At 70.5% G+C, this 25363-nt stretch carries 23 protein-coding genes and 2 pseudogenes; 12 read left to right on the forward strand and 13 right to left on the reverse strand.

Translation table 11 applies throughout. The annotated features are described in order from the left end of the window. Nucleotides 1-50: 50 nt before the first annotated feature. The 9 genes from AB8A24_RS06645 to AB8A24_RS06685 all read right to left on the reverse strand — a co-directional run bounded on the left by AB8A24_RS06645 (nucleotide 51) and on the right by AB8A24_RS06685 (nucleotide 7952). Nucleotides 51-1040 carry a nitroreductase family protein gene (locus tag AB8A24_RS06645; RefSeq protein WP_369475121.1) on the reverse strand — a complete coding sequence of 330 codons (990 nt, stop codon included), beginning with the start codon at nucleotides 1038-1040 and terminating at the stop codon, nucleotides 51-53. A 27-nt stretch (nucleotides 1041-1067) separates the two neighbouring features. Continuing rightward, entirely contained in the window at nucleotides 1068-1943 is an 876-nt protein-coding gene (locus AB8A24_RS06650; protein ID WP_369475122.1) for a universal stress protein, read from the reverse strand. Nucleotides 1944-2379: 436 nt separating this feature from the next. Further along, a complete protein-coding gene (locus AB8A24_RS06655; protein WP_369475123.1) occupies nucleotides 2380-3255 on the reverse strand; it encodes a universal stress protein in 876 nt (291 codons plus the stop codon). A gap of 82 nt (nucleotides 3256-3337) precedes the next feature. Beyond that, nucleotides 3338-3994: a CBS domain-containing protein gene (locus tag AB8A24_RS06660; RefSeq protein ID WP_369475124.1), complete on the reverse strand. Its 657-nt coding sequence runs from the start codon at nucleotides 3992-3994 to the stop codon at nucleotides 3338-3340. Nucleotides 3995-4003: 9 nt separating this feature from the next. Next, nucleotides 4004-4630 (reverse strand): CBS domain-containing protein, encoded by a 627-nt coding sequence (locus AB8A24_RS06665; protein ID WP_369475125.1) that lies wholly within the window; start codon nucleotides 4628-4630, stop codon nucleotides 4004-4006. A 12-nt stretch (nucleotides 4631-4642) separates the two neighbouring features. Further along, nucleotides 4643-5251: a CBS domain-containing protein gene (locus AB8A24_RS06670; RefSeq protein ID WP_369475133.1), complete on the reverse strand. Its 609-nt coding sequence runs from the start codon at nucleotides 5249-5251 to the stop codon at nucleotides 4643-4645. Between the two features lie 240 nt (nucleotides 5252-5491). Beyond that, entirely contained in the window at nucleotides 5492-6181 is a 690-nt protein-coding gene (locus tag AB8A24_RS06675) for a CBS domain-containing protein (protein ID WP_328965029.1), read from the reverse strand. Nucleotides 6182-6209: 28 nt separating this feature from the next. Continuing rightward, nucleotides 6210-7079 carry a universal stress protein gene (locus AB8A24_RS06680; RefSeq protein ID WP_369475126.1) on the reverse strand — a complete coding sequence of 290 codons (870 nt, stop codon included), beginning with the start codon at nucleotides 7077-7079 and terminating at the stop codon, nucleotides 6210-6212. 171 nt (nucleotides 7080-7250) lie between these two features. Then, nucleotides 7251-7952, reverse strand: coding sequence for a CBS domain-containing protein (locus AB8A24_RS06685; protein WP_369475127.1), 702 nt, complete (start codon nucleotides 7950-7952; stop codon nucleotides 7251-7253). 205 nt (nucleotides 7953-8157) lie between these two features. On the opposite strand from AB8A24_RS06685, the gene AB8A24_RS06690 reads away from it, so the two are divergent. From AB8A24_RS06690 to AB8A24_RS06700, 3 genes are all read left to right on the forward strand, one after another. Then, nucleotides 8158-9060, forward strand: coding sequence for a universal stress protein (locus AB8A24_RS06690; RefSeq protein WP_328965032.1), 903 nt, complete (start codon nucleotides 8158-8160; stop codon nucleotides 9058-9060). After that, entirely contained in the window at nucleotides 9057-9917 is an 861-nt protein-coding gene (locus tag AB8A24_RS06695; RefSeq protein ID WP_328965033.1) for a universal stress protein, read from the forward strand. The genes AB8A24_RS06690 and AB8A24_RS06695 overlap by 4 nt, the downstream gene beginning before the upstream one ends. A gap of 378 nt (nucleotides 9918-10295) precedes the next feature. Continuing rightward, nucleotides 10296-10577 (forward strand): SHOCT domain-containing protein, encoded by a 282-nt coding sequence (locus AB8A24_RS06700; RefSeq protein ID WP_328965034.1) that lies wholly within the window; start codon nucleotides 10296-10298, stop codon nucleotides 10575-10577. A 228-nt stretch (nucleotides 10578-10805) separates the two neighbouring features. Here AB8A24_RS06700 and AB8A24_RS06705 read toward each other — a convergent pair. Then, nucleotides 10806-11126: pseudogene (locus AB8A24_RS06705) on the reverse strand (phosphoketolase); the annotation flags it as partial. 237 nt (nucleotides 11127-11363) lie between these two features. Here AB8A24_RS06705 and AB8A24_RS06710 point away from each other — a divergent pair. Next, the gene (locus AB8A24_RS06710; protein WP_369475128.1) at nucleotides 11364-12239 is read left to right on the forward strand and encodes a universal stress protein; all 876 of its coding nucleotides are present in this window, start codon (nucleotides 11364-11366) and stop codon (nucleotides 12237-12239) included. A gap of 101 nt (nucleotides 12240-12340) precedes the next feature. Here AB8A24_RS06710 and AB8A24_RS06715 read toward each other — a convergent pair whose 3' ends face one another. Then, nucleotides 12341-13048 carry a response regulator transcription factor gene (locus AB8A24_RS06715; protein ID WP_328965036.1) on the reverse strand — a complete coding sequence of 236 codons (708 nt, stop codon included), beginning with the start codon at nucleotides 13046-13048 and terminating at the stop codon, nucleotides 12341-12343. Between the two features lie 262 nt (nucleotides 13049-13310). Here AB8A24_RS06715 and AB8A24_RS06720 point away from each other — a divergent pair, with 262 nt between their 5' ends. Then, the gene (locus tag AB8A24_RS06720) at nucleotides 13311-13637 is read left to right on the forward strand and encodes an STAS domain-containing protein (RefSeq protein ID WP_328965037.1); all 327 of its coding nucleotides are present in this window, start codon (nucleotides 13311-13313) and stop codon (nucleotides 13635-13637) included. A 129-nt stretch (nucleotides 13638-13766) separates the two neighbouring features. Continuing rightward, the gene (locus AB8A24_RS06725) at nucleotides 13767-14267 is read left to right on the forward strand and encodes a pyridoxamine 5'-phosphate oxidase family protein (RefSeq protein WP_328965038.1); all 501 of its coding nucleotides are present in this window, start codon (nucleotides 13767-13769) and stop codon (nucleotides 14265-14267) included. An 8-nt stretch (nucleotides 14268-14275) separates the two neighbouring features. On the opposite strand, the gene AB8A24_RS06730 is transcribed toward AB8A24_RS06725, so the two are convergent. Next, nucleotides 14276-15958 carry a GAF domain-containing protein gene (locus AB8A24_RS06730; protein ID WP_369475134.1) on the reverse strand — a complete coding sequence of 561 codons (1683 nt, stop codon included), beginning with the start codon at nucleotides 15956-15958 and terminating at the stop codon, nucleotides 14276-14278. Between the two features lie 178 nt (nucleotides 15959-16136). Here AB8A24_RS06730 and ppk2 point away from each other — a divergent pair, with 178 nt between their 5' ends. Together ppk2 and AB8A24_RS06740 are read left to right on the forward strand one after the other, a co-directional pair. Next, the gene (ppk2, locus tag AB8A24_RS06735) at nucleotides 16137-16931 is read left to right on the forward strand and encodes a polyphosphate kinase 2 (protein ID WP_328966109.1); all 795 of its coding nucleotides are present in this window, start codon (nucleotides 16137-16139) and stop codon (nucleotides 16929-16931) included. Nucleotides 16932-17224: 293 nt separating this feature from the next. Then, nucleotides 17225-18244, forward strand: a pseudogene (locus tag AB8A24_RS06740) (PEP/pyruvate-binding domain-containing protein); the annotation flags it as partial. 353 nt (nucleotides 18245-18597) lie between these two features. Here AB8A24_RS06740 and AB8A24_RS06745 read toward each other — a convergent pair. Further along, nucleotides 18598-19704: a serine hydrolase domain-containing protein gene (locus tag AB8A24_RS06745; protein ID WP_369475129.1), complete on the reverse strand. Its 1107-nt coding sequence runs from the start codon at nucleotides 19702-19704 to the stop codon at nucleotides 18598-18600. 211 nt (nucleotides 19705-19915) lie between these two features. Between AB8A24_RS06745 and AB8A24_RS06750 the strand changes: the two genes are divergently transcribed. From AB8A24_RS06750 to AB8A24_RS06765, 4 genes are all read left to right on the forward strand, one after another. After that, a complete protein-coding gene (locus AB8A24_RS06750; protein WP_369475130.1) occupies nucleotides 19916-20881 on the forward strand; it encodes a MarR family transcriptional regulator in 966 nt (321 codons plus the stop codon). A 104-nt stretch (nucleotides 20882-20985) separates the two neighbouring features. Then, on the forward strand, nucleotides 20986-22377 hold the full coding sequence (locus tag AB8A24_RS06755; protein ID WP_369475135.1) for an MFS transporter: 1392 nt from the start codon (nucleotides 20986-20988) through the stop codon (nucleotides 22375-22377). A 159-nt stretch (nucleotides 22378-22536) separates the two neighbouring features. Further along, nucleotides 22537-24462, forward strand: a complete 1926-nt coding sequence (locus AB8A24_RS06760; RefSeq protein ID WP_369475131.1) for a helix-turn-helix domain-containing protein — start codon at nucleotides 22537-22539, stop codon at nucleotides 24460-24462. A 37-nt stretch (nucleotides 24463-24499) separates the two neighbouring features. Continuing rightward, complete coding sequence (locus tag AB8A24_RS06765; RefSeq protein ID WP_328965042.1) at nucleotides 24500-25243, forward strand: SOS response-associated peptidase; 744 nt, start codon at nucleotides 24500-24502, stop codon at nucleotides 25241-25243. Nucleotides 25244-25363: the final 120 nt, after the last annotated feature.

Raw genomic sequence — 25363 nt, forward strand, 5'->3', positions numbered from 1 at the left:
GAGGCACGCTCGCCGCAACGAACGTCCTGGCGACAGCTCGATCTCCGGTTTCATCGGATGTCCAGCATCTCGGCCACGGGGCGCCGGGGCGTCACGGGACCCTGCGGTCCGTAGCCGAGCCGGATCACCATCTGGACGTGGGTCATCGCCGAGCCCGGATCGCGCACCGTCCAGCGGAGCGCGGGCCATTCGAGCGGCTGCGAAGTCATGGATGTGACCAGCCCGTCGGCGGTGGCTTGAAGGAGAACCCGCTGCAGGGCCTGTCCTGCTCGTAGCCAGTCCTCGGGCCCGTCACCCGAAGTACCCAGCAACACGATGTGCGGGTTCTCCTCGAAGGTGGCCCACCCGCGCCCCGGAACGCGTCGGGAGCGACCGAAATCGCGCACGACCCCACCGCGACCCGCGTGTTTCGGACCGAAGGCGTCCACGGGAATTCCGTCAGGACGGGTCTGGCCTTCCGGAGCGCCTGCATGTGTCCACGCCATCGTCTCCGCCGTCATCGCGGGATCCATCTCCTCGCGATTCTCGGAGTCGTGAACCAGTCCCAGCACGGTGTCCGTGTGCCAAGCGTCCGGTACCGCCAGGCGGCACCCTTCGAGAAGGGCGGCGGCGCGCAGACCGTCCAACAGCGCCGGAGGGATCTCCTCCTCCGCGAAAGGAAAGCGGCTGGTGTGACGTCGCCGTACGGCTGGATGGAGGCTTCCGAGATCCCTGTCCGTGGGCCCGGGTGCCCGGAGGTCGGCAGCGGCCAGCAGCCACGGATCGTCCGGGTCGGGCAGCAACCGCACGTCTGTGCCCCACCCTGCCGAGGCTGCGGACACCCGCAGGTTGAACAGGGCGGCGGCGCAGCCCAGGTGGAGGGCACGGTGGTCCGGGTCGGCACGGGGCATGGCACGGCCCGGGTCACCGTACAGCTCGATGAGTCCGGAGGCCGGTCGGTAGAGGAACTTCCACGGCTGGGCGTTGTGCATGGACGGAGCAGTGACGGCATCCTCGATGAGCGGAACGATCTCTGCCGGGTTCGGAAGCGATGCGGTCATGAGGCTTTCCTGCCTGTGCGATGGGCCTCACTCGTGTGCGATGACGGCGACCGGTGAGACCGCGTGGTGCATCACGGCATGTGTGATGGGGCCGATGTGAGTGCCGAATGTGGCGTGGCGGATACGGCGGCCGACGACGACGAGGGCGGCAGTGGAGGCCGCGTCGAGGATCTGAATCGCCGGCTGGCCGATGGTGGCTCGGGAGTCGACCTGCAGAGAAGGGTACTTCTCGTGCCAGGGGCTGATCATGTCGTCCAGTGTGGTGACGACGCCGTTGGCCATTTCTTGCTGGACCCCCGGGTCGAGAGCCGGTGCGTAGCTGAGGATGGGCGGTGGCGACCAGCCGTGGATGATCACGAGCGGGCAGTGGCGGTGGGACGCCTCCTCGAAGGCGAAGGCGAGCAGGTTGTCACAGGGCTGGTGGATGTCCACGCCGACCACGAGGGGCCCGGTGTCGCGGGCACCGTCCGGCGGATTGCCGGCGCGGTCCACCGACCGGACCAGTACGACGGGGCGCGCGGCCTCGGCGACGGTGGCGAAGCCGGTGGATCCGACGAGGAACCCGGCGACGCTGCCGAGTGCGCGCGAGCCGAGTACGAGCATGTCGGAGTTCTCGGCGGCGTGCGTGAGCGCCAGGGAAGGCAGCCCGCCCACTCGGCGGGTGTCGACCTTCAACGACGGATGCACGCGGCGCACGTCTTCGGTGGTGTCGCGGAGGACGGCCTCGGCCCACCGCCGACGGTCCTCGGTGGTCGTGACGGGAAGGGGAGGATTCTCCAGCCATTCTTCTGCGTGGACCAGGTCCAGGGAGGCACCGCGGAGCTCGGCTTCATGGGCTGCCCAGCGGGCAGCCGCCGTACTTTCCGGGGACCCGTCGAGGCCGACGGTCACTCGGTTCGCCATGGTCTCCATCTCCTTCTTCGTGGGGCGGCGCCTCTCCCGCTCACTCAAGCCTGACTGCCCGACGGTCTCCTGTTGAGGGGCCGGTCGGCCCCTCGTGGGACCGACCGGCCCTGTCTGCGGTGCGGTGGACGAGAGGTCTTGGGCCTTGATCAACCAGTGCGGTCACGACAGGCGGTGTGCCGGTCGGCCCGGCGTCCGGCAAGGGCTCGGACGGCCTTGGGCTGCTGCCTACGGCGCGGAGAAGCCACGCCCCCATGCTCTCGCGTCGACGAGCGCGGCGTTGGGCCCAAAGCCCGGACTGGAGACGGTCAGGGGCACGCGAGTGAGGAGGCAGCCGTGACCACCGCACGGGACATCATGCACAGTGGCGCCACCTGCGTACAGGAGACCGAGACGCTGCGCGGAGCGGTACACCGCAGCGTCTCGTCTCGCGCCGCTAATCGTGCGCGATGACGGCGACAGGCGCCTCGGCGTGGTGGAGGACCGCGTGGGTGACCGGTCCGATGTGCGCGCCGATCGAGGACTTTCGGATGCGGCGGCCGACGACGATGAGACCCGCTTCGGAAGATCTGTCGACGAGTTCGGTAGACGCATGCCCGGCGCTCGCGCGTGAGATGACGCCGACGCCCGGGTACTTGTCCCGCCAGGGCCCCAGGACGTCGCCCAGAGAGGCATTCGCGTTCATTTCGAGCTGGGCGTGAACTCTCGGATCGTACGCCGCGCCGTACCCCACCAGCGGAGGCAGCGACCAGCTGTGCAGGACATGGAGGGCGCAGGCCCGCCGCGCCGCCTCCTCGAAGGCGAAGGCGAGCAGCGCGTCGCACGGTCGGCTGATGTCAACGCCTACCAGCACGTCGCGGGCTGCGTGCCGGCCGTCGGGATGCTGCACCGCGTCCTCGCTCGCCCGCACCATGACCACCGGCCGTATCGTCGCCTGGATGACCGCCATGCCGACGGAAGCGAGGACGAAGCCTGTGACGGTGCCCAGTCCCCGGGAGCCCAGGACGATCATGCTCGCGCCGGCCGCCACGCTGGCGAGCTCGGCGGCCGGTCTGCCGTCGAATGATCGGACATCGACATCCAATCCGGGCTGACTCGCGCGTAGTTCGTCGGCGGTCTCGGTCAGCAGCGCCTGGGCCCAGTGGCGGCGCACTTCGCTCGTCGGCACCGGGAGGCCGCGGGGCGACGACCATTCCTCGGCGTGGACGAGGTGGAGCGGCACGCCGCGCATGGAGGCCTCTCGCGCCGCCCAGTGGGCCGCCGCGAGGCTTTCCGCGGATCCGTCGAGGCCGGCGACGATTCGATCGTTCATGATGGCTTCCCTCGGCAGGGCGGGGGCCCACAGGGGTCCGGGATCCGGTCTCCGCCCTTGCCCAGGCGGAGCGGCGGCCTGTTCAGGCTGAGTTCGTGTCGTCGATGGCGTACCCGAGATGCTGGGTTACGGAGACCACGCCGTCCACGGTCCGGCAGAGACGTTCGATGAGCGGGACAAGGCTCCTGAAGTCGACGGTTCCGTGCAGTTCGACCCGGCCGTCGGTGACGGCCACGGTGATGGCCGAGGGGCTCTGACGCAGGCTGAGGTCGAGCACGTCAGCCATGATCTCGTGCCGGATGTCCTCGTCGTCCCGGAGGAAGATCCGCAGCAGGTCCCGTCGGCTGACGATTCCGATCAGTACGTCCGAGTCGTCCACCACCAGGAGCCGCTTGACTCCCTGGGCCTCCATCAACCTGGCGGCTTCGGCGACGGTCCAGTCCGGCCTGGCGCACACAGGGGGCGAGGACATCAGCTCCTCGGCGCGCGTACCTGCGGCCTTGTCCTCCTGCCATGCCTCCCGTTCGGGAAGCGACCGGAAGTAGTCGCTCTGGCCCGCGGATTTCGGCAGCAGGTCCCGTTCCGAGATCACGCCGAGCGGGTGGCCGGATTGGTCGACGACAGGGACGGCCGACACCTTGTGTTCCGTCAGGGTGCGGGCGATCTCCTTGAAGGGGGCGTTGCTGGGGACGGTGACGACCTCGCGGGTCATCAGCTCGCGGACTTCCCGATGCTTCATGCTCTTCTCCTACCGTTCCGTGGCCGGCCCAGCGCCGACCGACACGTCGTCCTGCTCGTAGTCGAGCCGGTTGACCACGTCCACGACGCCGTCGACGCTCTGACACAGGCGCAGCACGATGGGGACCATGCTGCGTCGGCCGACGGTCCCGCTGAGGGTCACCAGCCCGTCGGTGACCTCGACGGTCAACGACGACGGGCTGAGCCCGAGGGCGCGGGTCAGTACGTCTTCGAGGATTTCCTCCTGAATGGCGTGGTCCCTGCGCAGGAAGAGCTGAAGCAGGTCACTGCGGCTCAGGATGCCGATCAGCCGGCCGCCGGCGTCCACCACAGGCAGTCTCTTGACCTGGCGCCCCCGCATGACCCGGGCCGCGCGGACGACGCTCCATTCGGTCCGGGCGGTGACGGCGGGGCTGGTCATGAGATCGGCGGCGGTGTTCGTGCCGCTGCCGGAGCCGCGCTCGCGGAGCAGGTCGGCTTCGGAGACGACGCCCACGGGGCGCTCGGCCTCGTCCACCACGGGTACGGCGGAGATGTCGAACTCCTTCAGGAGTCTTGCGATTTCCTTGAACGGGGTGCCCCGCTGGACGCTGACAGCAGTCGGAGTCATCAGGTCGGCGACGCTGCGGTGCCTCATCGTCAGCCTCCTTCACGCGCGGACTTCGGTGTCGAGGCGCACGGCCGTGACGTCCACGACTCCGGGTACCGTGCGTGCGACTCGGACCAGCACGTCTTTGAGAGCCGGGTCCGGGATGGAACCGTCCAGGTGGACGATGCCGTCGGCCACGTGGACCTGCACCATGGCCGAGCCGCCGGGGATGAGCTCGGCCATGATCAGCCGGCGGAGCTCCTCGGCGATGTCCGCGTCCGGGCGGAGGTAGATCTTGAGGAGGTCGCCCCGGCTGACCACGCCGACGAGGCGGCCGGCGCCGTCGACGACGGGGAGCCGCTTGAGGTGGCCGCGAGCCATCAGGCGTGCGGCGCCGGGGATGGTGGCGTCCTTGGTCACGGTGACCGCCGGTACGGTCATCAGCTGCCCGGCGGTGACTGCGCGGGACTCGTCCGCGCCCTGGGCCTTGAGCAGCAGATCCGCTTCGGACACCACGCCGGCGACCCGTCCTTCCTCCGACAGGACGGGCAGGGCGCTGATCCGCCACTGCCGCATGGTCTCCACGATGTCCTTGAACGGTGCTCTGCGGTCGACGGAGATGACGGCATGCGTCATCACGTCCTCGACGGTGTGAAGTTGCTTCATGATGCCTCCAGAAGCGGAGTCCTGATACGTCCGAGCGTGGACACCTGTGCCCGTCGGCGGTAGGGCCGTCAGGGGGTCACTTCGGGCTGATCAGCCCTGTTGTCGATCGTGTCGGGCGTGCTTTCATGACATTGACGGAAAGAGTCCCTGAGAGGATGCGGAGAAGCGGCCGGCGGCCGTGCACCGCACGATCGGGATCCGCGAGAAGCGGGCGGACTCTTTCCGCCCTTTTGCTGTGAGGGGTCAATGCGCGGCGGTGCGGTCCGGGTCGGCAGCCGTCGACAGGTCGTCGATCGCGTAGCCGAGTGCTTGGTCCACGCTGACGACCCCGTCGACCGACTGGCACAGCCGTTCCACGACCGCAATGGTGGACCGGTCCTCGACCTGGCCGCTCAGGGAGACGACCCCGTCGCGTACGGTCACGGCAACGCCGCCGGGTGTCATCCTGAGCGTCCGGCCCAGCACGTCGTCGACGATCTCATCGCGGATGGCGTCGTCGCGACGGAGCATGGGCCGCAACAGGTCTGTGCGGCTGACGATGCCCACCAGGATTCCGGTCTGGTCGACCACCGGCAGACGCTTGACACCCCGCTCGTGCAGGAAGCGGGTCGTCTCGACGATGCCCCACTCCGGCCGGGCGGTCAGGACGGGGGTGGACATCAGATCGCCGGCGGTTCGGGCGTCCATGGAGGCACGGTCCATGGACGCCGTACCGTGCAGAGGATCACGACCTTCGGTGTCGGGCAGCCCGGCTTGCCTGCGGAGGAGGTCGGCTTCGGAGACGATGCCGATCGGGTGGTGACGGGTGTCCACGACGGGCAGGGCCGAGACACCGTTGTGGTCGAGGTCGAGGGCGACCGTTTTGAGTGACGCTTCGGGGCCGGTCGTGGCCACGTTCCTGGTCATGACGTCTGCGACAGTGCGGTGAGACATGGTCCGATCTCCCGTGTGAGTAGGGCTGTCAGTCGTGAGCGACGACCGCGACGGGGGCGGCGGCGTGGTGCAGGACCGCATGGGCCACGGACCCCAGATGCGCCCCCAGAGGAGAGCGGCGCAGACGGCGGCCCACCACCACGAGGTCCGCGCTCGCCGCGGCTCGGACGAGCTGGTCGCCGGCGGCCCCCATGAACGCCTCGTGGGTGACGCTCAAGGACGGGAACTTGTGCCGCCACGGCATCAGCATGTCGTCGAGCATCACGCTGACACTCCGGCCGACCTCCCGCTCGTTCTCAGGGTCGAAGAAGGGCGCGTACTGGTAGATGGAGGGCATCGTCCAGCCGTGGATCACACGCAGGGCGCAGCTGCGACGGTCGGCTTCCTCGAAGGCGAAGGTCAAAACCTTGTCCGCTGCCTCGTGGATGTCGACACCCAGGACGATCTCCCCGTCCCGGACGGGCTCGGCCTCCTCCGGCGCGTCCGACACGCGTACGAGCACCACCGGCGTCTCGGTGGCCACCAGTGTCGACAAGCTCACCGAGCCGACGAGGAAGCCGACCAGGCCTCCCACCCCGCGGGAGCCGAGTACGAGCAACCCGGCGTCCACCGCCTCCGCGGCCAGGGCTGCCACCGGCCTGCCGGAGAGGCACCTGGTCGAGACCTCCAGGCCGGGAAGCCGGCGTCGCACGTCCTCCAATGCCTCGGTGAGCGCCTCGTCGGCCCAACGGTCGGCCACATCGCGGCCCGGCACCGGTACCGCAGGGCTGATCAACCAGTCGACGGCATGGACGAGCCTCAGCGGCACTTCGCGCAAGGCCGCCTCCCGAGCGCCCCAACGGGCCGCGGCCCGGCTCTCCGGAGAGCCGTCCACGCCGACGGTCACATGGTGCTTCATCGTCAGAACCTCCTCGGGCGGCGCGGGGCCGCGGTCCTCTTCCAGAGTCGCCTGCGGCGCGACGACCGAGGAGGGGCCGAGTGGCCCCCTATGGGGCCGACCAGCCCCCCGCTACTTCACGGCGCGCGGCCGTCCGGGCGTCCCCCGGACGGTCCACACCGGACGTCGCGGTCACAGGGACATCCCGAGGGCGCTGCGGTGCGTTGGGGTGAGCTGGGAGTCATCGATGCGGGCCGTCAGACGGGGGGCGACCGCGACCACACCGTCCAGCTGGCTGGTGAGGCGGATCAGGACCGGAACCTGGCTCTGTCGCTCCAGCCGGCCCTCCAGGGTCACGATGCCGTCGACCACGTGGACGGTGACCGCGTCCGCGCCCAGCCCCATGGTGTCCACGAGTACGTCCGCGACCACACGCTGTCGTATCTCCGAGTCCGGTCGCAGGAAGAGCCAGAGCAGGTCACGGCGGGTGACGATGCCGACGAGACGGTCCCCGTCGTCCACGACCGGCAGCCGCTCGACGCCCCGGCGGGCCATCAGCCGGGCGGCTCCTGCCGCGGTCTCGTCCCCATGAACCGTGACCGCCGGCGCGGACATGGCCTCACCGGCGGTGAAGGTCGCCTCGGACGGGAACGTGAACGCGGCCCCACCCCGGCCGGCATCGGGCTCTTCGCCCATCGGTGGCTGATCGGCGACTGCGCGGCCGATCAGGTCGCTCTCGGAGACGACGCCGAGCACCCGGTCGTCGTCGTCGAGGACCGGCAATCCGCTGATGTCGTGCTGAGCGAGCAGCTTGGCGACATCCTTGAAAGGGGTGGACGTCAGGACCGAGACGACCTCGTCGGTCATCAGGTCTCCGACCTTGATGTGCTTCATGAGGCACCTCCTGCCGTCACAGCGATCCACCCGGAAGGGAAGGCCGGAGGACGCCGATAACCACGATCCGCCGAATGCCAGGAGAGGAGGAGGGCCGAATGGTCCGGAGCCGGGCCCGATCGGACCCGTGCCGCAGTCTCCTGGCGGAGGAGCCCGAAGAACCGACCCGAGAGCCGGACCCCTGGCGGCTCTCCGAGGAGGAACCATGGAAGCCACTACGAGCAGCTCGGAACTCGGAGCCGTCATCGTCGGCGTCGACGGCTCCGAACCGGCCCGCCAGGCAGCGATGTGGGCAGCGGCGGAGGCCGCACGCCGCGAGCGTCCGTTGCACATCGTGCACGGGTCCGACACCGACGGCCGGGTCCTCTACGTCTCGGCGCAGAGCATCGAGCGGGTCCGCCGGACAGGTCGCGAACTGCTGGACGCCACGGCGGCCGCGGTCAGGGAGCGGTTCCCCGGCCTACAGGTCAACCCCGAGTTCAGCCGCAGCGCACCTGTCCGAAGCCTCCACCAAGCCGCGGGCCCCGATGGCACCATCGTGGTCGGCAGCCGGGGGTTGGGCGGTTTCAGCTCCCTCATGCTCGGATCGGTCGGCCTCAAGGTCGCAGCGGGAGCGAAGACGCCCGTCATCATCGTCAGAGGCGCCGAGAACGGCGCCGAGACGGGCGTGGTGCTCGCCGCCGTCCGAGACGAACACGACCTCGACTGCGCACGATATGCCGCACGCGAGGCACAGCTCCGCGCGGGCTCGCTGCGGCTGCTGCACGTGTGGAACATCCTGCAGTCCGTCGGCGAGGTCGTGACCCTGCTCGACGACGTGGAGGAAATCGCCAACGAGCAGGTCCATCACCTGAACGCCGTGGCGGACCGGATCCGCGAGGAGTTCCCGGACCTGAGTGTGCAGGTGGACGCGGACAAGAGCACGTCAGTGGCTTCTGTACTGGTTGAGGCCTCGCGCCAGGCGGACCTGCTGGTGATGGGCGGCCGACGGTCACCCAGCTATCTCGGGCCCACCCTCGGGCGGGTCACGCACAGCCTGGTCCACCATGCCCACTGCCCCGTACAGCTCATTCCGCGCCACACGGACAAGGACGGGAGCGAATCGTGAGCGACGCGGGGGAACACGAGGAGGTCGTCGTCGGTGTCGACCCGGCCAGGGACTGGCGTCTGCCCCTGGCCTGGGCGGTGGACGAGGCCGCACGACGCCGCCTACGTCTGCGGCTCGTCGTAGCCGTGCCTCCCCAGCACGACACGCAACACGTCGACGACACGCCGCGCAGCATGGCCCTGCACCAGGCGGCCTCGGAGGCCCTCGACGCGGCTGCGGCCTGGAGCAGGGATCGACACCCGGAGGTCGAAGCGGTCGTGGACCTCGTCGAAGGCTTCCCCGCTCCGGAGATCGGCCGACTGTCGAGCCATGCCCGCATGATCGTGCTCGGCTCCCGCCACCTGAGCCGGACCTCGGAGTTCCTCAGCGCCGGCTCCCTGGTCGTCCCCGTCAGCGCGCAGGCGCGGTGCCCGGTCGTCGTCGTGGGCGACGCCGAGCACGTCACTCAACAACCGCCCTACCTGGTGGTGGGCATCGACGGAAGCGAGTCGTCGAAGGCGGCACTCGCGCTGGCATTCGAGGAGGCCGACCTCAGGGGGGCCAACCTGCGTGCCGTGTCGGTGTGGCAGCCACCGCTCTCCCTGCGCCACGACGAGGAGGCCGCGCTCCAGGGGCAACGACGCATGCTGTCCGAGACGACGGCAGGCTGGTCGCAGGAGTACCCGGACGTCGTGTTGACCCACGAGGTGCTGACCGGGCACCCGGTGGAGGAGCTCGCCGGTGCCGCCGAGCATGCCCTCGCCGTGGTCGTGGGCCGTCGGGGGAAAGGCGGTTACACGGGCATGCGCCTCGGATCGGTCGTCCACGGGCTGCTGCACCGGGCGCACTGCCCGGTGATCACGGTCCCGGTGCGGTGAGGACTGCGTCACGACCATGGCCGGCACCCCAGCTCCAGCACGTCGCGGGCACCGGCGGCTCCGAAGCCGCGGCACGGACCGCCGGCCTAGAGCGGACACGGTGTCGTCTCGGCGCCCACCCGCTGCGCCAGGGCCGTCAGTGCTGTTCCGGTACTCGGCTTCTGGCACAACTTCTGCGGTGACGAGCCGACACTTGCCGTGGTGCCCTGGGGCGGGAGGCGTACCGAGAGGCAGACACGGCCATGGGGATGGGCCAATCGGTCCCCGTCGCGACCCCGACCGGCCCATGCCCGGACGACACGGGCCGACAGACAGTGAGGACATGCGGGGCATGCCCTGCACGTCATGGCCCGGACCATCGCAACAGGAGCGCGAACCATGTTCTGGTACGACCACGGAATGGGAGGATGGGGCTGGGTTGCCGTGTCCCTCGGCATCCTCCTCGCGGTCCTGGCCGTCGCGGCAGTGGTCCTGCTCCTCCGTAGCGTCGACCGGTTCCCCCCAGGCCCGTCGCAGCCCCCGGCCGCGCCTTCCGCCGAGCAGGTCCTCGCCGAGCGGTTCGCCCGAGGCGAGATCGACGAAGAAGAGTACGAACGACGTCTGACCGAACTGCGTGCGCACGGGCCAGGCCGGGACCGGCCGGGACCGGGAGACAGCTGAACCCGCCGGCGCCAGTGCCCGGGTACCTGGGCACGCTCTGCGGGGATGGCTCGGCTTCCCGGTCCAGAGGGAGGGGCACGTGCTCCCACCACGGGGGGACCTCGCACCGACGGTCGTGGTGCCGCTCCGGATGCGCACGGTCTGGAAGAGAGCCGAGGACGGCGAGCTCGGGTACGCCTTGTCCCACGTCTACGGAGCCGCGTTCGACCACCCCGGGCTGCTGGTCGTAGCGTCGCGCGTGATGCCGGGACAGGTCTCCGTGTACGTCCCCTCCAGCCAGGAGTTGGCGAGGACGGCGGGGCCGCCATGGCCCGGACCCCAGACGCACAGGGCGTCGAGGGACCGCTCCTTGACCACGTGGTTCAGGGTGGGTGTGCAACGAGATCGAGGCCGGGGGGCGCCCCGGTGGCCGAGGAGCCGAGGCTTGATGTGCTCCGGACGTAGGGGCTCGACCAGCAGCGGGTTGTCCTTGAGGTGGATCTGGCCCACTGCCAGGTGGTTGGCTGCACGCCAGTGGGCGTCGACCTCCGAGACGGGATACGCGGTCATGTCCGCTCCTCCGTGCGGCGGTTCGGAACGTTCGTCGACCGAGCCGATGCCGACACGCTGCCCTCGCCCCGTTCCCGTCGCGAGGGGAGAACCGGCCCTCGGGGAGGGACTGTCGGCCCCTGTGCGGCACGGACCGTCGCGGCCAAGGTGGTTTCAGCGGCGCCGGCACCCCCGGCCGGTGCCGCTCCCCCTGCCGGCCGACCCCGATGCCCCGGCATCAGTACGGAGGACAGACCTGTGAAGCGCACCCTCGTCGTCGGAGTGGACGGATCCCCGGAAAGCCGGGCCGCGGCCGACTGGGCCGCTCGCGAAGCCGTACGGCGCGACCTGCCCCTGCACGTGGTGCACGCCTGGCTGTGGCAGCCGCTCGTACTCCCGCTCGTCCAGGACCGCAGCACCGAAGCGCGTCGCGCCGAGGACATCCTGAGGGAGGCCGAGGGCGAGCTCACCCACCGGTACCCGGGGCTCACCATCACCGCGGAAGTTCTCTCCGACGCCGCGGTGCCGGCTCTGCTGCATGCCGCCAAGGGAGCGGAGCTGCTCGCTCTCGGCACCCGCGGGCACAGCGCACTCGTCGGCTTCCTGCTCGGCTCCTCCGGACAGCAGGTGATCGCTGCCGCCGAGTGCCCCGTGGTGTCGGTACGCTCCGCGCACGGCAGGCCGGTGGCCCTGCCGGAGCTGGGTGAGGTCGTCGTGGGCCAGCAGGGCGGCATGGAGGAATCCGCCGAGGTACTGCGGATCGCCTTCGAGGCGGCCGCCGCACGCAAGGTCCCGCTCCGCGCGGTCCGCGCCTGGAGCCTGCCCCCGGTCTACGGCTACAGCCCGGGCTCGATGTGGATCGCCGACCAGTTCGGCGGTCTGGAGCCGTACGAGAAGGCCGCGCTGGAGCAGGCGCTGGAGCCGTGGCGGCGGAGGTACCCCGAGGTGGACGTCGTCGAGCACGTGGAGCGGGGCAGCGCCGGCCACGTCCTGCTGACCGCGTCGTCGGACGCGCAACTCCTCGTCGTCGGCCGCCGGGTCCGCGAGTCCTCGGTAGGGATGCGCATCGGATCCGTGGCCCATGCGGTCCTGCACCATTCGGCCTGCCCGGTCGCGGTGGTCCCGCACTCCTGACCGGGCCGGGGGAGCGGGAAGGGGAAGGGGGCGGGGGCGGGGTGCGTGACTGTACGGTGCACCCCGCCCCGCCCCGCCCGGCCCGCCCGCCACGGCACCCTCTACTCGGCGGCCGGGACCGAGTGCCGGCTCGGAGGGGTCAGCGCATGGCTGGCGATGACGGCGGCCTGCACACGACGCTCCACACCCAGCTTGATGAACAGGCGCGAGATGATGTTCTTCACCGTCTTCTCCGCAAGGAACATCCTCTTGCCGATCTCCCGGTTGGTGAGACCCTCGCTCACCAGGACGAGGATCTCCTTCTCCCGGTCGGTGAAGCCCGGCAGACCGGGGACCTGCTCCTCCTCGGGGACGTCGCCGCGCATCCGGGCCATGAGCCGGGTCGTGGCTCCGGGATCGAGCATGGACTGCCCGGACGCCACCGTCCGGACGGCGGTGACCAGGTCGGTGCCGGAGATCTGCTTCAGCACATACCCGGAGGCTCCCGCCATCACGGCGTCCAGCAGTGCCTCCTCGTCGTCGAACGACGTGAGCATCAGGCAGGCCAGCTCGGGCATCCGGGAGCGCAGCTCACGGCACACGCTCACCCCGTCGCCGTCCTGGAGCCGCACGTCCAGCACCGCCACCCGGGGGCGCAGCGCGGGAATGCGGATCAGCGCCTGTTCCGCCGTGCCCGCCTCACCGACCACGGTCAGGTCGGGCTCGGCGTCCAGCAGGTCGTGCACCCCGCGGCGCACGACTTCGTGATCGTCGAGCAGGAAGACCGTGATCGGCGTCTTCGTAGGGGGGAGGGCACCGCTGTCGGTCATGAGGCAACTCCTTCGCCGGGTTCGTCCTGGGCGCACGAACTTCAGCATCCTGCCTCCCGCGCGGGCCGAACGGACAGGGCCGATCGGCCCTCATCGGTCCGTGCTCGGCTCGGCGGGGGACCGGTCGGCCCTCGGAGGAGGGACCTTCGGCCCTGTCCGGAGGGCCTGCCGGACCTTCCCGGGTGCACTCGGCACCGGATGAACTGAGGGCGCACGGGGAACGGCGCGACTCGACGGAGCCGCATGCAGCGCGGAGGATCCGATGACGACCGCCTTGATCGACCTGCGGACCATGGCACATGATGCCCGCGGCCTGGAAGTCACCTTGTCCGGGGAGCTCGACCTCTACACGGCGGAGCAAGTGGAGCCTCGCCTCCACGAACTCGCACGAGCCGGTCACCGGAACCTGATTCTGGACCTGTGTGGCCTCTCCTTCTGCGACAGCGCCGGTATCGACCTGTTCATCCGTCTGAACCGCCGCTGTCGTGCGTCGGGAACGCGGCTCCTCCTCTGCGATGTGCCGGCCCAGGTGGTCAAGTCCATGCGGGTGCTCGGTGCGGACAGAGATCTTCGGCTCGTCGTCACGTGATCGCGGGGTCGTTCGAATCCGGAGCCCTGATGCGGACCGTTCGGCCCTGGATCCCTCACCGGATGGGGAGGGAGGCTGGTGGATCGAAAGCCGTAAGGACCGATTGGCTACTCGACGAAGGTGCGCATCATGGACCAGGACGGCACGCAGTCCGCCGACGGGCAGGTCCGTGATACGACGCCTGCCCGGCGCATGCGGGAGCTGGACAGGGCCGAGGCGCTCCGGTTGGTGGCGACGGTGGCCCTGGGACGCATCGTCTTCACGCAGCACGCCTTGCCCGCTGTCCGCCTGGTCAACCACCTCGTCGAGGGCGGGGACATCATCATCCGGATCCACGACGACGGTGCGCTCGCCTCCCTCGTGGCACCCGCCGACGTTCCCGGTCTGGTGGTCGCCTACGAAGCGGATGTCATAGACCCCGACACGCACCTCGGGTGGAGCGTGGTAGTCACCGGGTACGCGAGTCCGGTGGCCGACGCCGGCGAGGTGGACCGCTACGCGGAATTTCTGCGCCCCTGGGTGGCACAGCCCATGGCCGGCGCTCTCCGGATCCGCCCCGATCTCGTCACCGGCTTCAGGATCGAGGCGCAGGCGCCGCGGGCCACGTCGGCCGCCCGGGACGCGTCGTGACCGTGGCGTCAGGTCCCGGTGGGCAGCGGCGCCCGCCAGACGAGCCTGCTGCCTCCCTCGTCGGGCGTGTCGACGGTGAAGGTTCCGCCCACGACCTCGGCCCGTTCGGCGAGGTTGCGCAGGCCGCTCCTGCGGCCCTGCGCCGGGATGCCCCTGCCGTTGTCCGAGACGGTCAGAGTGATCTCCCCCGGTCCGGCCTTGAGGATCACGCCGACGCGGGTCGACCGCGCGTGGCGGGCCGCGTTGCTCAGGAGCTCGCCGAGCACCGCCATGACGTGGTCGGCGAGCTGCGGCGGCACGTCCGTGTCGAGCAGGCCCTCCATGCTCAGACGGGGCGGATGGCCGAGGGCCGTGGCCGCGTCGCCGACGGCCCGGGCGGCGCGAGCCCGCAGGCCGGGGCCGCTCTCGCGGTCCTTCGTACGGAGCCCGAAGATCGTCGATCGGATGATCTTGATGGTCTCGTCCAGATCGTCGACCGCACGACCGACCCGCTCCGCAGCACCCTCGTGCTCGACGAGGCGAGCGGCACTCTGCAGGGTCATGCCGGTGGCGAAGAGCCGCTGGATGGCGAGATCGTGCAGGTCGCGGGCGATCCGGTCACGCTCCTCCAGCAGGGCGATCTGCTCGGCGTCCCGTCGCCGCTCCGCCAGCTCCAGGGCCAGTGCCGCCTGACCCGCGAAGGCGACGAGCGGCTCCAGTTCCCCTTCGCCGAACGCCGGCTCTCCCAACGCGCGCGCGAGCAGCAGGACACCCCTGCTCGCTCCGGCAGCGGTGCCCAGCGGCACCGCCACGGCAGGGCCCAGTCCGTCCCGCACCTGGACATCGGCCGGATACCGGTCATCGTCGCAGGCGTGCAGGGACGCGACGGACCGGCCGGTCCGGTGTGCGGCTCCCGAGAGCGTTCCCGCGAGGGGGACGAGGAGACCCTGCCGTGCTTCGCTGTCGGCGCCGACCGCGAACTCGACGACCAGGCCATCGGCTCCGGCCACCGGCATGGAGATGTCCGCGAGCCGCGCCGCGGTGATCTCCTGCGCGCGGCGGGCGATGAGCTCCAGCACCGCAGGGCGCGAACTCCCGGACAGCAGGCTCTCGGTGATCTCCGCGTTCGCCCTGAGCCACCGCTGCTGGCGCTGCGAGCCCTCGTACAGCCGTGCGTTGTCGATCGCCACGCCGGCCGCCACCGACAGGGTGGAGATCACCGTCTCGTCCTCGGTGTCGAAATCGATTCCGCCGCGCTTGTCGGTCAGGTAGAGGTTGCCGAACACCTCGTCGCGAACCCGGATCGGCACGCCCAGGAACGTGCGCATGGGCGGGTGGTGAGGCGGAAACCCGTGGGAGGAGGAGTGCGCGCCGAGGTCGGTGAGGCGCAGGGGCTCCGGGTGGTGGATGACTTCCCCGAGCAGGCCGTGGCCGGCCGGCAGGGGGCCGATCTCGGCGATCTCCTTCTCGGTGAGTCCGACCGTGAGGAACTGCGAGAGCGTCCGTCCGTCGGGGCCGATGACGCCCAGCGCGCCGTACTCGGCGTCGACCAGCAGCGCGGCGGCCTCCACGATCCGCCGGAGCACCTGGGCGAGATCCAGCTCCCGACCGACCGACACGACGGCCTCCAGCAGGCTGTGCACCCGGTCGCGGGTTCCCCGCACCGCGTCGATGCGCGCCTGGAGTTCGTCGAGGAGCTCGTCCAGCCGCATCCGCGGAACCTGACTCAACGGATCCTCCACACTCACGCGCTTCCCCTCCGCCTGCCGGTGCCGTCCCCCGGGGGTCAGCGTATCGACACGCCCAGGCCCGGAGGGACATCGTTGCGCGCGGATGCCTGCCGTGACTGACTTGATCTCGGCACTGGACGACGACGAGGAGGGGACGATCATGGGTCTCAAGAAGGCGGTCTACGAGAGCGAGCTATTGAGGCTCCAGACGGAGCTGGTCAAGCTCCAGGAATGGACGCGAACGGAAGGCGCCCGCCTGGTCGTCGTCTTCGAGGGCCGTGATGCTGCGGGCAAGGGAGGCACGATCAAGCGCGTCGCCGAACACCTCAACCCCCGCGTCGCGCGCATCGCGGCTCTGCCCACTCCGACGGAGCGGGAGCGCACGCAGTGGTACTTCCAACGGTACGTCGAGCACCTGCCCGCCGCCGGTGAGATCGTGCTGTTCGACCGCAGTTGGTACAACCGCGCCGGCGTGGAACACGTCATGGGTTTCTGCACGCCGGCCGAGCACCAGCGCTTCCTTCGCCAGTGCCCGGTCTTCGAGCGCATGCTGGTCGAGGACGGGATCCTGCTCCGCAAGTACTGGTTCTCCGTGAGCGACGCGGTCCAGGAGGAACGCTTCCGCCGCCGCACGGAAGACCCGTTGCGGGGGTGGAAGCTCTCCCCGATGGATCTGGAGTCCCTGACCCGCTGGGAGGCGTACTCCCGCGCCAAGGACGAGATGCTCGTCCACACCGATACCGAGGACTGCCCCTGGTACGTGGTCGAGAGCGACGACAAACGTAGCGCGAGACTCAACATGATGGCCCACCTGCTGTCTTCCGTCCCGTACGGCGACGTGGCTCTGCCCTCGCTCGTCCTACCGCCGCGGCCCCCCTCGACCGGATACCAGCGTCCGCCCAAAGAGCTTCAGACCGCCGTACCCGATCACGCGGCCACACTTCGCACACCCTGACTCCCGCCACAGTCGCGGTGGCGGCGTTCGGCTGCGTGAACCTGACCACGGCTCCGGCGGCATATCGCGTCCGCAACCCGTCGGCGGCCACCGGGGGAGAGCGCCCGGGGCCCACTGGCTCCGGGAAGGGCCGAACGGCCCCTCGTGAAGGCAGAGCCGGCAAGACAGTCTGAGAGCAGGAGCAGCGCTGTACATGTATCCGGCGGTTGTGCCCGAATGAACGACGCGTGTCCGCGCAGAAACGATCAGTGCCCCCGATACGAGGGGTGTTGCCGAGGAGACTGGTGGAGGTCATGGGATCCTACGTATACGACTTCGCCGAGGGAGGCCGGGACATGGCCGACCTCCTCGGAGACAAAGGCGCGAACCTTGCGGAGATGGCTCGTCTGGGCCTGCCCGTTCCGCCCGGCTTCACCATCACGGCCGAAGCCTGCCGCGTCTTCCTGGCCACCGGCGAGCCACCGGAGGGCCTGCACCGCGAGGTCGGCCAACACCTGGCGGCGCTGGAACGGGCCACCGGCAAGCGGCTGGGGCAGGTGGACGACCCGCTGCTGCTGTCGGTCCGGTCGGGGGCGAGGTGCTCCGTGCCGGACACGATGGAGACCGTCCTGGACATCGGCCTGAACGACCTGTCCGTGCTCGGATTGGGCAAGAGGCCCGATCGGGAGAGGTTCGGCTGGGACTCCTACCGTCGGCTCGTGCAGCTGTTCGGGAGTGTGATCATGGGCGTTGACGCCTCACTGTTCGAAGGCGTGCTCCGGCGCATCCAGGTTCAGCACCGCGTCGTGAACGACTCACATCTGGACACCTGCGATCTCATCCGGGTCGTCGAAACGTTCAAGGACCTCATTCTCGAACGCACCGGAAGGGCGTTTCCGCAGGATCCGGCCGAGCAGTTGTGGCAGGCGATCCTGGCCGCGTTCCGTTCTTGGAACGGCGAGGAGGCCAGGCTCTACCGGCGCCGCGAACGCATCTCGGACGATCTCGGAACGGCGGTCACCGTCCAGAGCATGGTCTTCGGCAACTTCGGTGCCGACTCGGGCAGCGGCGTTGCGTTCAGCCGCGACCAGAGCACGGGGCGTCCCGGTCTGTACGGCGACTACCTGCCGAACGCACAAGGTGAGGACGTCGTCTCGGGTATCCGCGATGCCCTGCCGCTTCAGGAGCTGGCCACGTTGGATCCGGCCTCGTTCGACCGCTTGTGTGGATACATGGAGCAGCTGGAGGCGCACTACCGGGACCTGTGCGACGTCGAGTTCACGATCGAACACGGCACCCTGTGGATGCTCGACGCCCGGGTTGGCAGACACACGACGTAGCCGACCCCTTGCCCCTCAGCCGGACGGCTGCGGCAGAACCAACCGTCACCGTCTCTCACCAGGCGGCGACCGCGCCGCCGACGCGGCCCTCGACCGGACAGCCCTCGTCCGCATGGCCGGCGACAGCCGAACCCGGGACCACGTGATCCGACAGACCGCGGCCGGCCGGACCAAGACCTCAGCTGCTGCTGAGCCGCCACGTGAGGGATGAGGTCGGCGGCGCCCGGTGGGGACAGGCCCGGCCAGGAGCCTGTCGAGAAAGGCGAGCCGCTACCGGGGAGTTTCGTGGATCACCGTTCACCGTTCGACTCAGAGGATGACGGTGCACACCGGATTGCCTGATCGCCTCATGCGGTACCTGAGTCGGCACTGCGGCCGAACTCGGCCTCCAGGAGGTCGGTGAAGATGCCGATGGGGTCCTCCCAAGGTCCTGCCGCCCAGTCGGCGTTGATGTTCACCGCGAGCATGTGTGTGCCCTCGCGTATGCCGTAGACGTACGACCAGGAGCCGAAGAGTGCGCCGCCCATGCCCCAGACCACCGTGCCGGAAGGCAGGGTCAGGCGGGAAACCCCGAGACCGTAGGCGGCACCCGGAAGCCAGCCTTCCGTCGGGACCATGGTGAACATCTCGTGCTGCTGCTCCGGCCGGAGGAGGCGCCCTGCGAGCAGTGCTGCGAAGAACCGGTTGAGGTCGGCGAGGGTGGAGACCATGCCGCCCGCCGCCCAGTACGGACTCGTCTCCAGTTCCGTGACGTCGTGGACCGTGGCGTTCGGGTCGGGGGAGAACAGTTTGGTGTAGTGGCTCGAATGCGGTCCGGGAAGAGTCGGGTCGGCGCCGAGCGGCAGGCCGGTTCCCGTCAGGTCGAGCGGGCGGGCGAGACGGTCGGTGATCTCATCGGCGAGCATCCGGCCGGTCACGTGCTCAACGATCATCCCTGCGAGAACGTAGTTGGTATTGGAGTACGCCCAACCCGTCCCCGCCGGGAAGTCGGCCGGATGCGATACGGCGATCTCCACGAGTTCTTCGGGCGTGTAGCTCTCCTGCCTACTGAGTGCCGGCTGGTCGTGGGTGTAGCTGAAGACTCCGCTGGTGTGGTCGAGGAGCTGTCGGACAGTGATCGTGTTGCCGTCGTGCCCGTTCCCGGTGAGCACGCCCGGCAGCCATCGCTCCACCGTGTCCTCCAGGGCCAGTTGGCCCTCGCCCACGAGTTGCAGGACCACTGTGGCGGTGAAGGTCTTGGTGATGCTGCCGATCCGGAACCGGTCCTCGTGCCCGCGCGCCCGACCTGTCCGTGTGTCGGCGACCCCCGCCGTGCCGAACCAGTGCCCGTCACCGTCACGTACCTCCGCAAGAATTCCCGGTGCTTCCCCTTCCCGCACCGCTCGGTCGAGCACACGCCGGGCGGCGTCGTGGTTCCTGCGGGTGACGTGCACCGCGGGCGTGCCATCTTCCATGTGAACCCCTTGGTTTCAGCTTTTCGCGACACCTGAAAGCTACGTTGCACGTGTGTCCACAGAAGCGGTGCAAGCGAAGGAAGCTCCGGGAACCGGGGAGTTTCCCGGATCTTGTAGCGTTGCCGGTGACGGCTAACGCAACGCATGGCACGGGCGTGCGGAGACGGTCGCGTTCGGCCGGCTCGCGGTGCCCACGGGTGGGAGGGCGGACATGGGCGGCGGGCGACTCACCGCGGAGGACCGCAGGGACATCGAGGCGGGACTGGCCGAGGACTTGCCGTACGCCGCGATCGGGCGACGGCTGGGCCGGCCGACTTCGACCGTCAGCAGGGAGGTTGCCCGCAACGGCGGGCCCGGCGGCTACCGCGCGGAACACGCCGACCGGGCCAGCGCCTGGCAGCGACGCAACCGGCCGCCTCGGCCCGCGACACAACCGGCCGCCGACGCCGAGGCCACGCACGGGCGGGACCCCGACGCCGTCCACGCCTACGCGGACAGGTTCGCTGCCATGCTGGTCGGGACCGGACTGCCCCGCACGGCCGCCAGGGTGCTGGCCTGCCTGGTAACTGCCCCCTCCGGGGCGCGGACTGCTGCGGAACTCGTCCAACGGCTGCGGGTCAGCCCAGCCTCGGTGTCCAAGGCCGTGGGGTACCTCGAAGGGCTCGATGTCCTCACACGCGAGCACGAGCCCGGCCGTCGCCGCGCACGCTACGTCATCGACGACGACGTCTGGCTCCGCGCCTGGCTGAACAGCGCCCGGAGGAACGCGGTGTGGGCCGAGACCGCGCAGGTGGGTGCTGACCTGTTCGGCCCCGGCACCCCGGCAGGAGCACGGCTTGAGGCAATGCGGCAGTTCTTCGTCGGAGTCCACCGGGACATGACCAGCCCGTCGGTCACCGTGGCCCTCGACGACGCGGTTACCGTACTCGCCGCTCTCCTCCACGCGGCCCGGCCCCTCGCCACCCGTGAACTCGCCGCCGCCCTCGGCTGGCCACAGGCGCGCGCCGCCACTGCTGTGCAAGCCGCCGAGCACCAGCCGGAGGTCTGCGGACCACTGACACTCCGGCGCACCCCCTCCGGCGCCCACCTGGTCACAGCCCAGCACGGCAGGCTCACTCCGGCCCAGCGCACGGCTCTCGCCCAGAGTCCCACGCGCGTGTGGCCGTGGGACACATAGGAGGGTGCCTGAATGTGATGGGTAGCCACATATGCGGCGGACCTGGCGACTTCTACGTTGTGGCGACACGGAAGCTCCTCGTCGACCGCCTGGAAGTGGTGTTCATGGCCTCCCCCGAGACCGCTCCTGCGACATCCGGATCCATCCGGAGGATCGTCGCCGCCAGCCTGATCGGCACCACCATCGAGTGGTACGACTTCTTCCTCTACGGGTCGGCCGCCGCACTCGTCTTCAACGAGCTGTTCTTCCCCGGCAGCGAGCCCCTCGTCGGAACCCTCCTCGCGTTCCTGACCTATGCGATCGGCTTCGCGGCCCGCCCGCTCGGCGGGCTGGTCTTCGGCCACTACGGGGACAAGATCGGGCGGAAGCGGCTGCTCGTCCTCAGCCTGCTCCTCATGGGCGGGGCCACCTTCGCCATGGGCCTGCTCCCCACCCACGCGAGCATCGGCGTCGGCGCCCCGGTCCTCCTCACCCTCCTGCGCCTGATCCAAGGGTTCGCGCTCGGCGGCGAGTGGGGCGGGGCGGTACTGCTGGTCTCCGAGCACGGGGACGACGCGAGCCGCGGCTTCTGGGCCTCCTGGCCGCAGGCCGGCGCGCCCGGAGGCAATCTGCTGGCCACCGGGGTGCTGGCCGTCCTGGCCGCCGTACAGTCCGACGCGGCCTTCCTCGCCTGGGGCTGGCGGATCCCGTTCCTGCTCTCCGGGGTGCTGGTGATGATCGGCCTGTGGATCCGGGTGTCGGTCTCGGAGTCCCCGGTCTTCCTGGAGGCACAGGCCCGGGCCGCGGAGCAGGCCGCCGCCGGGGCCGAGGCCAAGCCGCCGGTGGCCGAGGTGTTCCGAACGAACTGGCGCGGGGTCCTGACCGCGATCGGTACCCGCCTCGGCGAGAACATCTCGTACTACGTCATCACCGCCTTCCTCCTCGTCTACGTCACCAGCCACCTCGGGCTGCCCAAGAGCGACGGCCTGAACGCCGTACTCATCGGCTCCGCCGTCCACTTCGTGGCCATCCCGGCCTGGGGCGCGCTGTCCGACCGGATCGGGCGCCGCGCCGTCACCCTCATCGGCTCGGTGGGCATGATCGGTTGGGCCTTCGCGTTCTTCGCGCTGCTGGACTCCAAGTCCTTCCCGGTGATCGCCGCGGCCGTGACCGTCGGGCTGCTCCTGCACGGCGCGATGTACGGACCGCAGGCGGCCTTCATCTCCGAGATGTTCGCCACCGAAGTCCGTTACTCCGGCGCCTCGATGGGTTCCCAGCTGGCTTCCATCCTCGGTGGCGCGCTCGCCCCGATCATCGCCGTGGCCCTGCTGCGCGACTACGACTCGTCCCTGCCCGTCTCGGTCTACCTCGCCGCGGCGGCCGCGGTCACCACGCTGACCGTCCTGGTGGCCAAGGAGACCCGCGGGCGTAGCCTGACCGGGGAACACACGCCGGCACGGGGCCCGGTCCCGGCCACCCGTCGGGCCGGGCACGACCCGGTGCCGGCCGACAACTGACCTTCCGGGCCTGACCGGACCGACCGTACGGACCGTAGCGACAGGTCAGACAGGTCAGACAGGACCGACAGGACCGACAGGACAGGCCTGCTGGGCGTGGGCGGCGCCGGCTCGAACGGCGCCGCCCACGTCAGCGTCGAGCAGCACGGAGAGCACCCGATGCCCACCACCGAAGACAGCGGGACCCGCGCCACCGGCGCGCTGTCGCGGCTGCGCACCCTCCTGGACCTGCTGGACCAGGGCGCGCCCGTCGAGGCCTTCCAGGACCCTGAACTCTCCGACGCGGAAGCGGCGGTGGTCGCGGACGCGACCCGCGTCGCACTCCGCATCCGCCGCACCCTCGGCCAGCACCGCCGCCGCGAGGCCGAACTCGCCGCCCTCTTCGACACCGCGGGCGACCTCGCCCGCCTCCGCGAGCCGGACGCCGTGCTGAAGGCCATCGTCCACCGGGCCAAGTCGCTCCTCGGCACGGACGTGACGTACCTGTCCCTCAACGACGAGGAGGCGGGCGACACGTACATGCGGGTGACGGACGGCTCGGTCTCCGCCGCGTTCCAGCAGGTGCGCCTGGGCATGGGGGAGGGGCTGGGCGGACTGGTCGCCGAGACCGCCCGCCCGTACTCCACCGGCGACTACCGCGACGACCGGCGCTTCAGGCACACCACGACCATCGACACCGCCGTCACCGAGGAGGGCCTCCGCGCCATCCTCGGCGTACCGCTACGCCTGGGCACCCGGGTGATCGGCGTCCTCTACGCGGCCGACCGCACCGCCCGTACCTTCACGCCCGACGAGGTCGCCCTGCTGTCCTCGCTCGCCGACCACGCCGCCATCGCCATCGACGGCGCCCGCCTGCTGGACGAGACGCGCACCGCACTCGTCGAACTCAACGCGGCCTCGCGCACCATCGAGGCGCACAACGAGGCCATGCGCCGCGCCGAGGACGCCCACGACCGGCTCACCGACCTGGTGCTGCGCGGCGGCGACGTCACCGACGTGGCCACCGCCATCGGCACCGTCCTGCAGGGCGGCACCCTCGTCCACGACGCCGAGGGGGCCGAACTCGCCCGGGCGGGCACCGACCCGCGGCCCCCGTCCGCCGAGGCCGTCACCGCCTCGCGGGCCGGCGGACGCGCCGTCTTCGTCCACGGAACGTGGGTGTGCGCGGTCCTCGCCGGGCAGGAACTGCTCGGCAGCATCGCCCTGACCGGCCGCGCCGACCTCGACGACGCCGACCGCCGGCTCTTCGAGCGTGCCAGCCTGGTCACCGCCCTGCTGCTGCTCCTGCGCCGCTCGGTCGCCGAGACCGAGGACCGGATCCGGGGCGAATTGCTGGGCGACCTCCTCACCCGGGCCGCCGACCCGGCCGGCCTGTCGGCGCGCGCCCGCCGGCTCGGTGTGGACCTGGGCCACCCGCACGCGGTGTTCGTCCTGCACACCACGGCCGTGCCCCGGGCCCGCCTCCTGGCCGCCGCCGCCCGCATCGCCCAGGCCCGGAAGGGGCTGGCCGGGCCGCACCACGAGGACGTCGTCCTCGTCTGCCCCGCCGAGGTGCCCGGCGGCGGCCCCGGACCCGTCGCCGCAGGCCTCGCCGGCGAGCTGCGCCAGGCCCTCGCCGCTCCCGTCACCGTCGGAGCCGCCGGTCCGGTCACCGGTCCCGCGGAGTTCGCCGGCGCCTACGCCGAGGCCGGCCGCTGCCGGACCGCACTGTGCGCCCTGGGTCGCGAAGGCACCGGCGCCGCCCTCCACGACCTGGGCTTCCTCGGCGTGCTGCTCGGCGACCAGACGGATCTGGGCGGCTACGTACGGCAGACCCTGGGCCCCGTGCTCGCGTACGACGCGAAGCGCGGCACCGACCTCGCCCACACCCTGCGGGCCTACTTCGACGCGGGCGCCAGCCGGTCCCGTGCCGCCGAGGCCCTCCACGTGCACGTCAACACCGTCGTGCAGCGCCTGGAGCGCATCGGCAGCCTGCTCGGCCGGGACTGGCAGCGCCCGGAGCGGGCACTGGAGCTCCAACTCGCGCTGCGGATCCATCAGGTGAACCGCCACGACGGCCCCGGCCCGGGAGACTTCGCGGCGTAGCCCGCGCCGGCCCGGTTCAGCCGGCAGGGTGGACGGTATGTGCGGCCGTTACGCTTCCACCCGCAGTCCCGAGGACCTGTCCGGCCTGTTCCAGGCCACGCCCCCGGATCCGGGGCACGTGCTGGAGCCGAGCTGGAACGTCGCCCCCACCGACGCCGTGTGGGCGGTACTGGAGCGCGCGGACCGGGAGAGCGGGGTACTGGAGCGGCAACTGCGCCCCTTGCGCTGGGGGCTGGTGCCCTCGTGGTCGAAGAGCCTGTCCGGCGGCGCGAAGATGATCAATGCGCGGGTGGAGACGGTGCACGAGAAGCCCGCCTACCGGCGCGCCTTCGCCAAGCGGCGGTGCCTGCTGCCCGCCGACGGGTTCTACGAGTGGGAGCCCGTGCCCGCCTCCGGTTCCGTGAAGGCCTACAAGCAGCCGTACTTCATCCGCCCCGAGGACGGCGAGGTGATGGCGATGGCCGGGCTGTACGAGTTCTGGCGCGACTCCGCCGTCACCGACGACGACGATCCGGCGGCCTGGTGGGCGACCTGCACGATCATCACGACCGAGGCCACCGACGCGGCCGGCCGGGTCCACCCCCGGATGCCGCTGGCCCTCGCCCCGGCGGACTACGAGGCCTGGCTCGACCCGTCGCACCAGGACCCGGACGCGCTGCGCGCCCTGCTCGCCGCTCCTGCGGGCGGCAGGCTCGACGTCCGCGCCGTGTCGACCGCGGTCAACAACGTGCGCAACAACGGGCCCGAGCTCCTCGAAGAGCCCCCCGCCCCGGGCCGCTGAGGAGCATCTCCTAGTGACCTGGTTTTGAGGTCTGGGCTCGCCCCATGAGGCGTGTTCTGTTTCAGATCTTGGGTTCCGCCTGACGGCGCTGGTTTCCGTCCGGTGTCCTGATGTGATGGG

Source organism: Streptomyces sp. BF23-19 (assembly GCF_041106355.1).
GTDB lineage: Bacteria > Actinomycetota > Actinomycetes > Streptomycetales > Streptomycetaceae > Streptomyces > Streptomyces virginiae_A.

Excerpts from the sequence above, each read along its gene's own strand:
- AB8A24_RS06645 (WP_369475121.1), bottom strand. The coding sequence starts at position 1,040 with ATGACCGCATCGCTTCCGAACCCGGCAGAGATCGTTCCGCTCATCGAG.
- AB8A24_RS06650 (WP_369475122.1), bottom strand. The coding sequence starts at position 1,943 with ATGGCGAACCGAGTGACCGTCGGCCTCGACGGGTCCCCGGAAAGTACG.
- AB8A24_RS06655 (WP_369475123.1), bottom strand. The coding sequence starts at position 3,255 with ATGAACGATCGAATCGTCGCCGGCCTCGACGGATCCGCGGAAAGCCTC.
- AB8A24_RS06660 (WP_369475124.1), bottom strand. The coding sequence starts at position 3,994 with ATGAAGCATCGGGAAGTCCGCGAGCTGATGACCCGCGAGGTCGTCACC.
- AB8A24_RS06665 (WP_369475125.1), bottom strand. The coding sequence starts at position 4,630 with ATGAGGCACCGCAGCGTCGCCGACCTGATGACTCCGACTGCTGTCAGC.
- AB8A24_RS06675 (WP_328965029.1), bottom strand. The coding sequence starts at position 6,181 with ATGTCTCACCGCACTGTCGCAGACGTCATGACCAGGAACGTGGCCACG.
- AB8A24_RS06680 (WP_369475126.1), bottom strand. The coding sequence starts at position 7,079 with ATGAAGCACCATGTGACCGTCGGCGTGGACGGCTCTCCGGAGAGCCGG.
- AB8A24_RS06685 (WP_369475127.1), bottom strand. The coding sequence starts at position 7,952 with ATGAAGCACATCAAGGTCGGAGACCTGATGACCGACGAGGTCGTCTCG.
- AB8A24_RS06690 (WP_328965032.1), top strand. The coding sequence starts at position 8,158 with ATGGAAGCCACTACGAGCAGCTCGGAACTCGGAGCCGTCATCGTCGGC.
- AB8A24_RS06700 (WP_328965034.1), top strand. The coding sequence starts at position 10,296 with ATGTTCTGGTACGACCACGGAATGGGAGGATGGGGCTGGGTTGCCGTG.
- AB8A24_RS06715 (WP_328965036.1), bottom strand. The coding sequence starts at position 13,048 with ATGACCGACAGCGGTGCCCTCCCCCCTACGAAGACGCCGATCACGGTC.
- AB8A24_RS06720 (WP_328965037.1), top strand. The coding sequence starts at position 13,311 with ATGACGACCGCCTTGATCGACCTGCGGACCATGGCACATGATGCCCGC.
- AB8A24_RS06725 (WP_328965038.1), top strand. The coding sequence starts at position 13,767 with ATGGACCAGGACGGCACGCAGTCCGCCGACGGGCAGGTCCGTGATACG.
- AB8A24_RS06730 (WP_369475134.1), bottom strand. The coding sequence starts at position 15,958 with ATGCGGCTGGACGAGCTCCTCGACGAACTCCAGGCGCGCATCGACGCG.
- ppk2 (WP_328966109.1), top strand. The coding sequence starts at position 16,137 with ATGGGTCTCAAGAAGGCGGTCTACGAGAGCGAGCTATTGAGGCTCCAG.
- AB8A24_RS06745 (WP_369475129.1), bottom strand. The coding sequence starts at position 19,704 with ATGGAAGATGGCACGCCCGCGGTGCACGTCACCCGCAGGAACCACGAC.
- AB8A24_RS06750 (WP_369475130.1), top strand. The coding sequence starts at position 19,916 with ATGGGCGGCGGGCGACTCACCGCGGAGGACCGCAGGGACATCGAGGCG.
- AB8A24_RS06755 (WP_369475135.1), top strand. The coding sequence starts at position 20,986 with ATGGCCTCCCCCGAGACCGCTCCTGCGACATCCGGATCCATCCGGAGG.
- AB8A24_RS06760 (WP_369475131.1), top strand. The coding sequence starts at position 22,537 with ATGCCCACCACCGAAGACAGCGGGACCCGCGCCACCGGCGCGCTGTCG.
- AB8A24_RS06765 (WP_328965042.1), top strand. The coding sequence starts at position 24,500 with ATGTGCGGCCGTTACGCTTCCACCCGCAGTCCCGAGGACCTGTCCGGC.